Genomic DNA, 264 nt, shown 5'->3' on the forward strand with positions numbered 1-264 from the left:
AATCCGCGCTCAACGGCCCGGCATGACACTCCGGCACNCGGCAGGAACTCACAGTAGCGGCTGGCCTTGGATGCTACTGTTTTGAGCGCGTGGATTGAAGATTACGCGAGCCGTGCATCGCTGGACAAAGGCCATGCCGGCCCGTTGAGCCCGCCGAACCTGCCTTGTCAGGCGGGGGGCAGTCGGCTGGGCATGTTTGAGTGGAGCGCAGCGGAGCGAGTTTGCCCAGCCGCCCCGCCTGGCGAGGCTGGCGAAGGGCAGTGG

1 protein-coding gene is annotated in these 264 nt (G+C 66.2%); it reads left to right on the top strand.

What is annotated here, in order from left to right; all coding sequences use genetic code 11:
- Positions 1 to 81 precede the first annotated feature (81 nt).
- Positions 82 to 264: hypothetical protein (locus ACNA0J_RS21245; RefSeq protein WP_415820868.1), on the top strand; the 183-nt coding region annotated here is incomplete at its 3' end.

Source organism: Bordetella tumbae, from assembly GCF_965139195.1.
GTDB lineage: Bacteria > Pseudomonadota > Gammaproteobacteria > Burkholderiales > Burkholderiaceae_B > Bordetella_A > Bordetella_A tumbae.